This is a genomic window from Plantactinospora alkalitolerans, assembly GCF_015690345.1.
Classification (GTDB): Bacteria; Actinomycetota; Actinomycetes; order Mycobacteriales; family Micromonosporaceae; genus Plantactinospora; species Plantactinospora alkalitolerans.
In genome coordinates, this window is the sequence record NZ_JADPUN010000185.1 from 38,077 (window position 1) to 51,212 (window position 13,136).

The window sequence follows — 13,136 nt, forward strand, 5'->3', positions numbered from 1 at the left end:
GCGCCGCACCACAGGGCCGACGGTCGACGGCGCGACTGGGGTCGGATACTCAGGCGGGTCCCGCCGCCGCGCTCAGGACGGCGCGTCGGGCCGGAACCAGAATCGTGGAATGTCCGAGACGCTGCGGCACCCGGCACCGTCCACCATCGACAACTCCGGCCTGACCCTGCGCGAGCGGTGGCGGTGGGGGCGGCTGACCGTCTCCGGGCGACTGCTCGGGGCGGTCCTGCGGATCGTGCAGGCGCACCCCGCACTCTGGCGCCGGTTGGCCCGAGGCTACCGCCCGGCACTCGACCGGTTCGCCGAGGCCAACGCCCGAGCGGTCTGCGCACTGGCCGCGCTCGAGGTGCCGGCGTACCGGGAACTCCTCAAGGCCGGTCGGGCCGGTGCGCATCGATCCGGCGCCCGGCGGCGGCTGCGGGACTTTCCGGAGACGGACAAGGAGAACTACGTCGCCGTGCACGACGCGGCCAGCCGCTGCTGGGGCGGCCGGCTGCCGGACCGGGGCGTGGTGGTCGACGAATCCGCCGGCTCGTCGGGGCGCCCGTTCAACTGGCCGCGCAGCGAACGCGAACTGCGGGCCGTGCACCGCGACATCGCCGGCTACACCAGCCTCGTCTTTCCGATGCGGCGACCGTTCGTGATCAACGCCTACTCGATGGGGGCCTGGGCGACCGGTACGACCACCGGCAACGCGATGGCCCGGATCGCGGTGGTGAAGAACACCGGCCCCGACCTCGACAAGATCGTCGACACGCTGCACGAGTTCGGCCCCGACTTCGACTACCTGGTCACGGCCTACCCGCCGTTCCTCAAACACCTGCGGGACCGGCTCGACACGGACGGATTCCCCTGGGCGCGGTACCGCATCTCCGCGACCTGCGGCGGCGAGGGGATGACCGAGGCGTTGCGCGGCTACCTGGAGGAACGGTTCCGCCGCGTCCGGTCGGCGTACGGGGCGTCGGACCTCACCATCGGAATGGGCGCGGAAACCCGGTTCACCGTGTGGCTGCGGCAGCGGTTGCAGACCGATCCGGCGCTGCGGGTCGCGGTGCTCGGCGAGGACGAGCAGCGGTTGCCGATGGTGTTCCAGTACAACCCGCTGGCCACCTACCTGGAGACCAACCGGCGTCGGGAACTGCTCTGCACCATGACCAGCCGGGACGTGCTCCAGCCACGGCTGCGGTACAACGTCGGCGACGAGGCGCTGCTGCTGTCGTACCCCCGGATCCTGGAACTGGTCCGGACCGACCCGGCGCGCTGGGCCGCCTGCCAAGCCGCGCTGGCCACCGAACGGATGACCCTGCCGGTGCTGCTGCTCTTCGGCCGCCGTGACTCCACGGTGTCCTACCTGGGCGCCAACCTCTATCCCCAGGACGTCGAGTACGGGCTCTACACCGGGAACCCGTACGCCGGCGAGATCGGCCGGTTCTGTCTGGCCCTGGTCGAGGGACCGGACCTGGAGACCCGTCCGGTGGTGCACATCGAACTGCGCCGGGCACTGTCGGAACCGGCCCGCGACGAACTCGGCGCGGCCTGCCGGACCGGGGTGCTGCGGCACCTCGCCGAAGTCTCCCGGGACTTCGCGCAGTCGCTGACCGAGGACCCGAGCGCGGCGGAGTTACGGGTCGAGTTGCACGATCCGGGCGCCGGGCCGTTCGCCGGAGCCAGAGCCGGAGCTGGAGCCGGAAAAATCAAGAACGTCTACCTGGTGGGTTGAGCGATGCGTACGGACGACTTCTCCACGGCGCCGGCCCAGGCCCGCGCCGGTGCCATGTTCATCGGGGCGACCCGCTACTCCGGGCCGCTGGCGGTGCTCCGGCTCTATCCACAGTGGCTCCGGATGGTGCGGGACCTCAAGCGGATGGCCGGCTACCGCTGGCACACCATCTACTGGGAGTATCCCTGCACGCTCGGCACCATCGCGTTCTTCACCGACCGGGACGCGATGCTGCGCTTCGCCCGGTCCCGGCACCACCGGCGGCTGATGCAGTGGGTCACCGACGGCACCCGCAACGCGACCGGCGGCTACATCCGGCTCTACACCGCCGAGCCGGATGGCTACACCAACGGGATCTGGCGGGCGGAGGGCGACGAGATGGCCCACATCCCGACGTTCACCCCGCTGTCGACCGAGGCGGCCGGGCCGGCGGTCCGGCGATGAGCGAGGAAGCATGAGGCTGGAACGGGTCGTCGACCGGCGCGGGCTGCGGGACTTCCTCGACCTCACCGACCGGGTGTACGTCGGCGAGCCGCGCTTCGTACCACCGCTGCGCCAGCAGGTCCGGCGCTGGTGGCGCGACGGCGTGCCGATGTACCTGCTTCGGGACCGCCCCGGCGGGCAGGTGCTGGGCCGGACCACGCTGCACACCGATGCCGGCTTCGACGCCAAACTGGGGCGGCGGTGCCAGCTGTTCGGGCTGACGGAGTTCACCGAGCCCGGGGCGGAACCACTGATCGGAGCGATCATCGAGGCGGCCCGCGCCGCCGGGGACCGGGACACGGTCTTCGGCCCGGTGGCCCTGCTGCCCAACGAGACGGGCGGGGTGATCACCTCCGGATTCGCGGACCGGGGCTTCGTCGACAGCGCCTACAACCCGGCCTACTACGTCACGGCCTACGAGTCGTACGGCTTCCGTCGGCGGTTCGAGTCGGACACCTGGATCTGTCCGGTGGCCGGGACCGAGCCGCCACCCGTCGCCGCCCTGCCCGACGGACTTCGGCTGCACCGGGGCGACACCCGTCGGTTGGACGACCAGCTCGAGCTGTTGCGGGAAATGCTCAACTCGTCCTTCGGCCAGCTCGGCTACTACACCGAGATCTCGGCGGAGGACCTGCGGCGGCAGACCGAGGGGCTGACGTACCTGCTGGACGAGTCCCTGCTGCTCTATCTGACCAGGGCGGACCGGCCGATCGCCTTCGTCCTCTGCATCCCGGACATCAGCGAGTTCGTGATCCGGGTCCGGGGCGACCTCGGGCCGCTGAGCCAACTCCGGCTGCTGGCCACCCGGCGGCGGTACCGGCGCGAGGCGATTCTGCTGATCAAGGGGGTGGCTCCGGCGGAGCAGGGACGCGGATACCAGCGACTGCTCTCCGACGAACTGCACCGCAACCTGCGGGCCGGCGGCTACACGACCCTGCGCAGCACGTACGTCGGGCGCGACAATCCCGCGTCGGCGGCGCAGTTCCGGGCGATGGGCGGCCGACCGCTGCACGGGTACACGTTCTACGAGAAGGCGCTGTAGATGGATGTCGAGGCGTTCCGGGCGCTGGCGCCGCTGTGCTGGCGGGCGCCGAGCGCGCACAACACCCAGCCGTGGCGGCTGCGCTACGAGTCCCGGGCCGTACGGGTGGGCTGGGATCCGGCGGACGCCCTGCCGGCGGCCGATCCGACCGGTCGCGACCTGCGGCTCTCGCTCGGTGCGTTCGTCGAGACCTGCCTGGTCGTCGCCGCAGACGCCGGTCTCGCGGTACGGTTCGACGCCGACCACTGTGCCGAGGGCCATCGGATCGGCTGGTTGCGTGGCGCGGGGCGGCGGTACGACACGCCGTTCGGGGCGGCCGGGGTACGGGATCGGCGTACCCATCGGGGCCGGTACCTGACCGGGCCGGAGCCGGAGGTCGTCGCGGACCTCGACGCGCTCGCCCGGACGGTGGGTGCCCGGTTCCGGGCGGTACCGGACGCCGGCCCGCTGCCGGGGCTGATCCGCGCCGCCGACCAGCAGCTCTACGCGGATTCCGCGATCGCCGGTGAGCTGCGGTCGTGGCTGCGCCTGACCCCGCGCCATCCGCGCTACCACGCCGACGGGCTCACCGACCGGGCCTTGGCGCTGTCCCGGGCCGAGGCGGCCGGGCTCCGGGCGGCGTTGGCGGGGTACCCGCTGCTGCGTCGGGTCGGCCTGCCCCGGATCCTGGCGGCGGCGGGCGGCAACCCGCTCGCCCTCGGCGGCGACGTCCTGGTCCTGGTGGGCCCGCCCGACCTGGACGACCAGGCGCAGGTGACGATCGGCCGGGCACTTCTGCGGATCTGGCTCACCGTGCAGGCGGCGGGGCTGGCGGCACACCCGCTGAGCCAGCTTCTCGACGCGCCCGTGCCGCGTGCCGCGCTCGCCGCGCAGTTCGGCGTCGCGCCGCAACGACTGCTGCACGTGGTCCGGGTCGGCCGCCCCGCGACGGCGGCGGCACCGTCCGCCCGGCGGCGCGACCAGCCCTGACCCGGGCCGACTCAGAGTTTCGGGTGATGTCTCGCGTTCCGCAGCCGGATGCCGCTGAACGCCACGGTGCTGGTGATCACGGCGTCCCAGAAGGGCCAGAGGTTGTCCAGTACGCGCAGTTGGATCCCCGCCTCGGCGTGGCACTGGAGCAGGTCGCCGACCGGCTCGGCAGGACCGAGTGGCTCGACCGTCTCGACCGACACGTGGGCGTGTGGCTCGGGCATGCCGAAGGGCCGGAACTGCTCGGCCGGCAGCCGGTAGGCGTACAGCCGCGTCTGACGTATCGCCTCCAGCCAGCCGTACTCGATCGCATGGACGCGATCGCCGCAGCCGGATCCCATGATGCGTTCCCGGTCCGCCTCGGAGGTCGCGTCGCAGACCCAGGCCATCGCGCGCGGGCACCGGCGGGGAAACCAGTAGTCGGGTGCGCGATCGTGGTCGACGGCCCAGACGTACGCGTCCGACTGCTGGGCGGTCGCGGCGACGTGCGGAACGAACCGGGTGATCGTCGGATCCTCTGAAAAGTGCAGCACCTGCCCGGGGTCCGGTCGCATTTGAATGTTGATACGGCAGGGTCGGGGCCGGGCACAACCCCGATCCGTGCAAATTGCGCGGACGACCGTCCGGCGACGCACTACTGGTCCGACATCGGGTCACTCCGAGGTCCCGGCCGGTGTCCCGGCACCGGGCGGAGCGTGGTGACCTCGGTGTCGAGATCGAGCCCGACGTGGATCAGGGACGCGTGCCCGGGATCGTCGACGCGGACCACGACGCGCTGGACGCCGGGACTGTCGAGAACCTTCGTCGTGTACGACGTCAGGCGTTCGATGTCGCCCACCCAGAGCGTGTGGTCCATCAGGTCGAGTTCTCCGTCGAAGACCACTGGGCCGAGATACGGCATGTCCCGGGACCAGATCGACACCCGGGTCGGCGCGGCCTGTCCCCGGGTGCGTACCACGACGTGTCGGTCGTCGGCGGTCGCCGCCGAGTCGTCGTGCTCCACCTCGGGAAAGGCCGTGGCACCGAGTACGACCACGGCGTGGTTGGTGTAGATGTCGACGGCTCCGACCAGCAACTGTGCTCCTCGTCCGGGTTCAGGGTCGCGGCATCGTACCCAGCGGCGCCGACATCGCCCGCATCCGTACGCCGGGCGGCGGGCCGGCCCTGACGGGCTCCGGATCCCGATCGGCGGAGGTGTCGGCACGCCGAACATCGCCGGTTCCCGATCCACCGGCACCTGTCGTGCCGCGATCTGATCTCGAACGGGATGGTCTGCGTTTGCGTCCCGGTCGATGCCCGGAGCGCGGCGGGGCGGGTTGACGGCCTCAGTAGAGGCCGAGGCGGAAGACCTCGAAGCTGGCCGCGTGCTTGACACCCAGGCGGCTGCCGGTCTGCCGGGAGAAACCGTCCAGGAACTCCTCGGGGTCGAAGTCCCCGGCGCCAAGGCCCTGTAGATAGGCGGCGTGCGCCTCGAGCGACTGCACGCCCAGGTCGAACGTCTCGGTGGTGTCGACTCCGTGCTTCGACAGCGGCGATCCGGCGGCCCACACCTCCCGGACGCCGTTCCACTTCTCCAGCCCTTCCTCGATCTGCTCACGGAACACCCAGCGGTTCGCCGCGTCGCGTGCGGCGTCGAGCACGGCTCGACCGGTGACGATGTGGTCGGACATGTTCAACGCGTTGCCTTCCGCGTCCCAGCTGTCGCGGAAGTTGTTCGTGATCACGATGTCCGGCCGGTGCGTCCGGATCACCCGACTGAGGTCGCGGCGCAACGCGACGCCGTACTCCAGGACGCCGTCGGGTAGTCCCAGGAAGTCGACCTGGGACACGCCCACGATCGCCGCGGAGGTGCGCTGTTCCTCCTCGCGGGTCGGTCCGGCCACGGCCGGCTCCATTCCGTCGATCCCGGCCTCGCCGCTGGTGAGCAGCACGTAGGTGATCTCTTTGCCCTGGCGTGTCCAGCGCGCGATGGCCGCGGCGGCGCCGAACTCCAGGTCGTCTGGATGGGCGACGATGGCGAGCCCACGCTGCCAACTCTCGTCGACGGGCTGGAGCGGGTTGGGAACGGGTGCGTCAGCAGACATGTGACCCATCTTCCTCGACCACGCTCCGGGGCCGCATCCCTTCCCGCACCCGGCGCCGGTGTCGCTCCGGGCGGTCGACCGCGGATCCCGATGGCGGCGCGGGCCCGCGGGGCGGTGCACACCGCCCGGCAGCCGTGCCGGGGGTGGAAACCCGGTGGTCCCGCCGACCAGGCCCGTGCGAAGATCGACATCTGGGTCGCTAGCTCAACTGGCAGAGCATTCGGCTGAGTAGCGCGTCCGCTTTCCGCCTGTGCGGTCATGGGAGCGCTTCCTTCTCCTGGTTGGACCGAATGGTTCGGGGTTCGAGTCCCCGGCGACCCACTGTGCCGCGGCTGCGAGCCGGCAACCGCCGGCGTCGCCTCCCGGGCCGGCGCCCGTCTGTCGTTTCGCCGAGAGTCACCACCAGCGGAAGGGAGAACCCCGTGCTCGAAAAGCTGATCATCTCCAAGACACTGCGCGTCCCGGCAGGCACCGGAGCGGCTGGCGACGGCACGCCGGTGGCCCGGCAACTGGATGCGGTGCTGCTCGACGTCGGGTTCTCGGCCTCGCGAGCGCTGCTGGAACACGTCGGTGCCCTGGCTCCCGGCCCGGCGCTGGATCTCGCCGCCACGGTCGTGTCCGCGGTGCGCGAGCTGGTCGGCGACCATGTCCAGCACAACGCCTACTTTCTCGGTTTTCCGGACGACGTTCCGGACACCATCGAGTTCTGGACGGAACGGCTGCGGGCGGCCGTGCTCAGCCGCGGCGGCACGGCGACCGACGCGAAGCTTCGGGACGCGGTCGTCTCGGGCGGGGTGAACCTGCTCGACCTGCCGGCCTACGGCGTCTACCCGCACACCTACGCCGAGCTGTTGGCCGCGCACGACTCGCTGATCGCCACGGCCGGTGACCGGGTGACCCTGCTGCATCTCGGCGACACCGTCGACGCGGAGGCGGCGCGGCTCTACCTGGCCCTGGCCGGTAGCTCGACGCCACTCGGCGAGGCGGACCTCGCGATCCTCGGCGAGCTCGCGGTCGCCTGCCTGGACGGCGCGCAACCAGCCGAGATTCCGGTGCGGGAGAACCGTGCCGTCCTGAACGGGATGCGGCTCGTCCTCGGCAGGCCGCTGGTCGCCGTGGACACCACGACCGACGTGCTACGCCTCGCCTGCTATGCCTCCGGCGGGGACGCCTCGCTCGGAACACCTGCGCGATTTCGTGCCTTTCGGCGCCGGGAGCGCCGGATCCTGCTTGCCGCCCTGGACGGGGTCGTCGGCGCGAGCCCGGACAAGCTTGGTGACGTCGCACGTTACGCGGAGCGGTGGAAGCGGCTCGGGGAGCGGCTGCACCCGCACGAGTACGACGAGTGGCCGCACGCACAGGAGGTGTTCGCCGTCGCGCGGGGGGACCGGCGAGGACACGGCCTCGCCGGTCGTGCCGAGGCGGCGATCCGGGCCGGAGCCATCGGCCCGGCCGCGTCGGTGCTGTCGGCCGCGCCGGGACTGCTCCTGCGATCGGCGGACCGGCTGCTGCGGCTGGCGCCGGCGTCGGAGCGAGGCGTCGTGGTCGACGCAGTCACTGGTGCGCTCGGCTCGGCGTCGGGCCGGGTGCTCTGTTCGCTGCGCGAGCATGTCGGCAACCGGCTGACGCCCGCGTCCGTCCGGATGTACGCGAGCCGCTCTCGGCGGGCGTGGGTCGGGCCGGACGAGCGGCCGCCGCTGCCGGCCGGTCTGGTGGCCGAGTTGTCGTCGCTGCTCGACGCGGAGATCAGCGCCCGGCTGCCGGAACCGGGGCGACCGCTGGTGGTGGACCCGCAGGTGCTCGACGTCGCACTGCCGCTGTCCGGCCGGGCGACCGAAGGCGGATTCGGGGTGCTGCCGAGGGGCTCGCGGGCATCGGTCTCCGGTGAACTGCTGCGCTTCTTCACCTACTGGCGCCAGACCGAGCGGCGTACCGACCACGACCTGTCGGTGCTGCTGCTCGACGACGAGTTCCACGCTGTGGGCCAGGTGTCCTGGACGAACTACCGCCACGCCGGCGTGGTGCACTCCGGCGACGTCACCGACGCGACGAACGGTGCGACCGAGTTCATCGACGTGCCCCTGACGGTTCCCGGGCAATACGTGGTTCCGCAGGTCCACGTCTACGCGGGCGAGTCGTTCGACGACGTCGCCGAGTCGATGTTCGGGTACCAGACCCGGGGACGGGACCAGCGCGGCGCCCCGTTCGACGCACGGACGGTGCGGGCGCGCTCGCAGCTGCGCGGCCAGGGCCGAGTCGCGCTGCCGATGGTGTTCGCCAGGGGCGAGCGTGGCTGGCAGGCCGTGTGGCTCCACCTGTACCTGCGGGGTATGCCGTCGTTCAACCGGGTGGAGGAGAACACGTTCAGCACGGCGGACCGGGTACGGGCGCTGATGGAGCGGCGCTACCTCACCGTGTCCTACCTTGTCGACCGGTGGCGGGCCCGGGCCGAGGTGCTGACGTGGGACGGCCGGTTGCCGGACGAGCCGATCACGTTCATCGGCATCGAGGCGCCCGAGGGCCTGCCGGACGGCTCGGAGGCGTACACCCTGGACCGGCTGGGCGAGCTGATACCGGACAGCCTGCCGGGCGAGCCGCGCAGGTGAGGGCTTCGTACCCCGCCCAAGGCTCTGGGGTGGAGCCGACCGGCTCCACCCCAGAGTCTTCTGTCGATCAGGCGAGGCTGCAGGCCGCACCGTTGAGGGTGAACGAGGCGGGCCTGGCGGTGTTGCCGGTGTGGTTGGCTTGGAAGCCGATGCTCACCGACGCGTTCGGCGCGATCGCGCCGTTGTAGGAGGCGTTCCGGGCCGTTACCTGTCCGGAGGACGGCGAGTAGCTGGCGTTCCAGCCGGAGGTGATGGTCTGGCCGCTCGGCAGGGTGAAGACCAGCGACCAGCCGTTGACCGCGGTCGTGCCGGTGTTGGTGATGGTGAGGCTCTCGGTCAGGCCCGTGTTCCACGCGTTCACGGTGCTGGTGACCCGGCACGCGCCGGGGCCCGTCGTCGGTCCTGTGGTCGGGCCGGTCGTCGGTCCCGTGGTCGGTCCGGTCGTCGGTCCGGTGGTCGGTCCGGTGGTCGGGCCCGTCGTCGGTCCTGTCGTCGGCGTGGTGCCCTCGAACTGGGTGAAGAAGGTCCAGGTCTCCTGGGGGAGCCACTGCCCGCCGGAGTCCGACGGGCTGCCGGTGTGCCCTCCGTCGAACGCGTACCAGGCAACCGGATGCCCGGCCGAGCAGCCCGAGTAGTGGAACTCGGTGTGCCGTCCGCTGCCCTGCGTCGGCTCGGGCGGGCTTGCCGCGGTGCAGCCGTTGTTCCGGACGAACCTGTCGCGCATCGAGCGTCCGCCGGAGATGCTGAGCACGTTGTCACTGATGCCGTGCGCATGGAGATACGCGATCGGCTGGGTGCCGCCGTTGCATCCGCTGAGCACGCCACCGGCGTAGATCGCGACGGCGCGGAAGACGTTGGCACGGGCACACGCGAGCGCGTAGCTCATGCCGCCGCCGTAGCTGAATCCCAGGGAGAATATCTGTGCCGTGTCGACACAGAGAGCGTTCCCGATCGTCTGGATCATGTTGTCGGTGAAGGTCACGTCCTCGCCGCCGGAATTGGCCCAGCCGGCGTTGAGGCCCTCGGGCGCGACGAAGATCGTGCTGTTGTTCGACAGCGGCAGGAGACCGTAGTAGTTCCCGCTCGCGACCGCGTTGGCGTTGCCGTTCAACCAGTGGAACCCGAAGACCAGCCGGTAGGGACGGCTGTTGTCGTAGTTGTTGGGCAGCCTCAGGATGAAGGTGCGGTTCTTTCCGCCGCTCTGCATCGAATGTGTGCCGTTGGCCAGCGCCGGTGCCTTACCGCAGCCGGCGGTGGCCGCGAGGACGCCTACCCCGGAGCCCGGCGCGCTTCCGCCGGCTCCTCCGGATATCGCCGCACCCGACGGTATCGCGGTCGCCACCAACATCGCGACGCCAGCGGCGGCTGCGATGCCCGACAGCGTCAGAATCGTCGGGCGACGTCTGCGACCTGTTCTCCCAATCAACGTTCCTCCTCAGAGTATGGGCCATAACGGCAGCGCCGGAGACAAATCGACCGGCTGGGGTCAGCGCGGCCGGTGTCGGCGACGCATCGGCGGCGGCGGTCGCCGCGACCAGAGCGGCACGGGGGACGAACCGCTCCGGTGGTCGCGAGCCGGCGGCGCGTGGTCTGCACCGGGCCGCCCGTGCGACGAGGTCGCACACGCGTCGACCGCATGCCCACCACCTCGACAGCCATCGATAACAATAACTGTCAATGTAGAAGGAAAGATGACGATCGTCAATCGAACGCCTAACGTCGGATCGTCGGATCGTCCAGGCCACATCGCCATCGCCCGCCGGGCCGGACTCCGATCTCGACAACGGAGCGATCCTCGTGGCATCGTCGGGCTCGCCACCACCCGGAGCTCCGGGGGAGAGGACGGGAAGACCGATGTCCGTGCTCAGACTCCTCGCCCGCCGGAGCGTTCCCGCCGGGCTCGGCACCACCCTGACCGTCGTACTCGCCACCGGCGCGGCGACGCCGGCCGCCGCCTGGACCGGCGCCGCCGAACACCGGCTCGCCATCGAGACCCTCTCCAGCCGGCCCGACCAGGTCAGCGGTGCGGACGCACTGGTCCGGGTGGCCCTCGCCGGCCGGATCGACCCACGTTCGGTCCGGATCACCCGTAACGGCACCGACGTCACCCGGGCGTTCCGGATCGAGGCAGGGGCGCTCCGGGGCGTGGTCGACGGGCTCCGCGACGGTGCCAACCTGCTCCGGGCGAGCGCTCCACACGCCCGTGCCGCGACCCTCGTGGTACGCAACCACAGCTCGGGTCCGATCTTCTCGGGGCCGAGGCAGTACCCGTTCCTCTGCCGCACCGAGCAGAACGGGCTCGGCGCTCCGGCGGTGGACAACCAGGACGGGCAGGGCATGCGGGTACGCGGCCCGGACGGCGCGGTCGTCGGATGGAGCCGGGACTGTGCCGCCCCGACCGTCACCGACCGGCTCTACCGGGCCACGGACGGCACGTTCAAGCCGATGCCAGCGGACGGCACCCGGCCGGCCGACCTGGCCACCACCCGCACCCTGGACGGCCGCAGCGTCGACTACGTGGTACGGCGGGAACGCGGCACGATCAACCGGTTCGTCTACTCGATCGCGGTGCTGGAATCCAACTGGAACCGGCGGGTGATCTACCGCTTCGACGGTGGGGTGGCGATCGGGCACGACCAGGGCAGGTTGCCCGGGGGACATCTCTACCACGAGGGGCTCTCGCTCGGGTACGCCGTCCTCTACTCCACAGGCACCCGTACCGCCACCCACTACAACACGGTGCTCGGCGGCGAGACGGCGCTGATGCTCAAGGAGCACTTCGTCGAGGCGTACGGAGTTCCGCTGTACACGGTCGGGGTGGGCGGCTCCGGCGGCGGCATCCAGCAGTACCTCTACGGGCAGAACTACGGCACCCGGGTCATCGACGCGGCGATTCCGCAGTACTCGTACCCGGACATGGCGACCCAGACGATCCACGTGGGCGACTGCGAGTTGCTGGAGTACTACATGGACGTCACCGATCGCGCGAACCCGAAGTGGCGGAACTGGGAGAACCGGACCTGGCTGATCGGCATGAACGCCAGCGCGACGGTGCCGAACCCGTACCTGGGTGGCGTGCCGGGCTCGACCGAGTGCGTCGAGGGCTGGCGTGGCCTCACCCCGCTCGCGCTGAACCCGCTGTGGTCACCGGGTGACCCGCTCTGGGCCCAGATGGATCCGCCCGGTGTGGCGCAGACGGTCCAGTGGTCGCACTGGGGCGACCTGGTCAACATCTACGGCACCGGCCCGGCCGGGTACGCCCGGTCCACCTGGGACAACGTCGGCGTCCAGTACGGGTTGTCGGCGCTGACGTCCGGCCGGATCACCCCGACCGAGTTCCTGGACCTGAACGCCCGGGTCGGCTCCTGGCGGCCACAGCCGGAGATGGTGCAGGAGGGATGCCCGTTCACCCCGTCGGCCTGTGCCGACCCGGCGCAGTTCGACCCGTGGTCGTCCCGGAACATGCGGCTGTCGCCGGACGGTGGCAGTACCCCGGCACCGCGTACGACCGGTGACCGCAGGGCGATCCGGGCCGCGTACGACTCGGGGATCGTCTTCACCGGCGACATCGACATCCCGGTCATCGACTGGCGGCACTACCTCGAAGAGCAGCTCGACATGCACAACTCGCACCAGTCCTTCGCGTCCCGGCAACGGATGCGCGATCACGATCGGAACGCGGCCAACCAGGTCATCTGGTTCACCGACGCCCGGCCGGCGGAGGCGTTCGACCAGACTCCGGAGGCGCTCGCGGTGATCGACGACTGGATGGCCAACCTGCGTACCCGGCCCTGGCGGGGGGTGGTGGGCAACAGGCCGGCGCTGGCCGTCGACCGCTGCTTCAGCACCGCGGGTGTGGAGATCGCCCGGGGAGAGCACGTCTGGGACGGGATCCTCGACAACCGCCCCGCCGGTGCGTGTACGTCCCGCTTCCCGCTCTACGGAACGTCGCGTACCGTCGCCGGCGGCCCGATCGCCGGTGGCGTCTACGCCTGCGACCGGCAGTCCGTGCCGGCGGCCATCGCCCGGGGCCGGTACGGGTCGTGGCGTCCGACCGGGCCCGAGCGGCGGCGCCTGGAGCAGATCTTCCCCACCGGGGTCTGCGACTACCGCTGACCCCACCCGCCGGGTACCGCCGCGACGGACGCGTGCCGGTCCCGAGCAAGCGCCGATATCGGACAGTCCGCTTTCCGGATCGCAAGTGTTCAGTCGGCAATCCGGCCAATTGACAC

10 protein-coding genes and 1 tRNA gene are annotated in these 13,136 nt (G+C 71.1%); 7 read left to right on the forward strand and 4 right to left on the reverse strand.

Annotated features, from left to right (window positions below; all coding sequences use genetic code 11):
- Window positions 1-109 precede the first annotated feature (109 nt).
- From I0C86_RS20060 to I0C86_RS20075, 4 genes are read left to right on the forward strand one after another with little or no spacing between them, the layout of a single operon-like run.
- A complete protein-coding gene (locus tag I0C86_RS20060) occupies window positions 110-1,720 on the forward strand; it encodes a phenylacetate--CoA ligase family protein (protein ID WP_196202797.1) in 1,611 nt (536 codons plus the stop codon).
- A gap of 3 nt (window positions 1,721-1,723) precedes the next feature.
- On the forward strand, window positions 1,724-2,164 hold the full coding sequence (locus I0C86_RS20065) for a DUF4188 domain-containing protein (RefSeq protein WP_196202798.1): 441 nt from the start codon (window positions 1,724-1,726) through the stop codon (window positions 2,162-2,164).
- A 10-nt stretch (window positions 2,165-2,174) separates the two neighbouring features.
- Window positions 2,175-3,245, forward strand: a complete 1,071-nt coding sequence (locus tag I0C86_RS20070) for a GNAT family N-acetyltransferase (protein WP_196202799.1) — start codon at window positions 2,175-2,177, stop codon at window positions 3,243-3,245.
- Window positions 3,246-4,214: a nitroreductase family protein gene (locus I0C86_RS20075; RefSeq protein ID WP_196202800.1), complete on the forward strand. Its 969-nt coding sequence runs from the start codon at window positions 3,246-3,248 to the stop codon at window positions 4,212-4,214.
- A gap of 11 nt (window positions 4,215-4,225) precedes the next feature.
- Here I0C86_RS20075 and I0C86_RS20080 read toward each other — a convergent pair whose 3' ends face one another.
- From I0C86_RS20080 to I0C86_RS20090, 3 genes are all read right to left on the reverse strand, one after another.
- Window positions 4,226-4,768 carry a DUF6886 family protein gene (locus tag I0C86_RS20080; protein ID WP_196202801.1) on the reverse strand — a complete coding sequence of 181 codons (543 nt, stop codon included), beginning with the start codon at window positions 4,766-4,768 and terminating at the stop codon, window positions 4,226-4,228.
- A gap of 80 nt (window positions 4,769-4,848) precedes the next feature.
- Window positions 4,849-5,289: a hypothetical protein gene (locus tag I0C86_RS20085; protein ID WP_196202802.1), complete on the reverse strand. Its 441-nt coding sequence runs from the start codon at window positions 5,287-5,289 to the stop codon at window positions 4,849-4,851.
- A gap of 250 nt (window positions 5,290-5,539) precedes the next feature.
- Window positions 5,540-6,298, reverse strand: coding sequence for a PIG-L deacetylase family protein (locus I0C86_RS20090; protein WP_196202803.1), 759 nt, complete (start codon window positions 6,296-6,298; stop codon window positions 5,540-5,542).
- A gap of 193 nt (window positions 6,299-6,491) precedes the next feature.
- On the opposite strand from I0C86_RS20090, the gene I0C86_RS20095 reads away from it, so the two are divergent.
- Together I0C86_RS20095 and I0C86_RS20100 are read left to right on the forward strand one after the other, a co-directional pair.
- Window positions 6,492-6,619 (forward strand) — tRNA-OTHER (locus I0C86_RS20095).
- 101 nt (window positions 6,620-6,720) lie between these two features.
- The gene (locus I0C86_RS20100; protein WP_196202804.1) at window positions 6,721-8,904 is read left to right on the forward strand and encodes a TerD family protein; all 2,184 of its coding nucleotides are present in this window, start codon (window positions 6,721-6,723) and stop codon (window positions 8,902-8,904) included.
- A gap of 67 nt (window positions 8,905-8,971) precedes the next feature.
- Here the strand turns inward: I0C86_RS20100 and I0C86_RS20105 are convergent, their stop codons facing one another.
- Complete coding sequence (locus tag I0C86_RS20105) at window positions 8,972-10,252, reverse strand: cellulose binding domain-containing protein (protein ID WP_196202816.1); 1,281 nt, start codon at window positions 10,250-10,252, stop codon at window positions 8,972-8,974.
- Between the two features lie 506 nt (window positions 10,253-10,758).
- Between I0C86_RS20105 and I0C86_RS20110 the strand changes: the two genes are divergently transcribed.
- Window positions 10,759-13,020, forward strand: coding sequence for a DUF6351 family protein (locus I0C86_RS20110; RefSeq protein ID WP_196202805.1), 2,262 nt, complete (start codon window positions 10,759-10,761; stop codon window positions 13,018-13,020).
- The last annotated feature ends 116 nt before the right edge of the window (window positions 13,021-13,136 follow it).